The sequence below is a fragment of the Rhodanobacter denitrificans genome, from assembly GCF_003335105.1.
Lineage (GTDB): Bacteria > Pseudomonadota > Gammaproteobacteria > Xanthomonadales > Rhodanobacteraceae > Rhodanobacter > Rhodanobacter denitrificans_A.
Window position 1 is genome coordinate 214272 of sequence record NZ_QFWQ01000008.1, and the last position, 293, is coordinate 214564.

Here is a 293-nt window from a genome sequence, read left to right on the forward strand (position 1 = left end):
CGGATCTCGTGGCTCAGCGTCGCCAGGAACTGCGTCTTCGCCGCGCTCGCCGCCTCCGCCAGCTGCCGCTGCTGCTCGACCAGTTGCATGTGGTGGCGCTGCGCCAGCCGCCGCCGCCAGCTGCGCAGCACCAGTCCGACCAGCGCCGCCAGCAGCAGCACGTAGACCGCCCATGCCCACCAGCGCAGCCACGGCGGCGAGTCCACGTGGATCGACAGCGGCCGCGCCAGCTTCACCCACAGCCCGTCCGCACCTGCCGCCATCACCTCCAGCGTGTAGCTGCCTGCGCCCAG

Annotated in this window: 1 protein-coding gene; it reads right to left on the bottom strand. The window is 72.7% G+C overall.

What is annotated here, in order from left to right; all coding sequences use genetic code 11:
• The coding region (locus DEO45_RS16735; RefSeq protein ID WP_223250883.1) for a hypothetical protein at window positions 1-293 on the bottom strand (293 nt) is incomplete at both ends.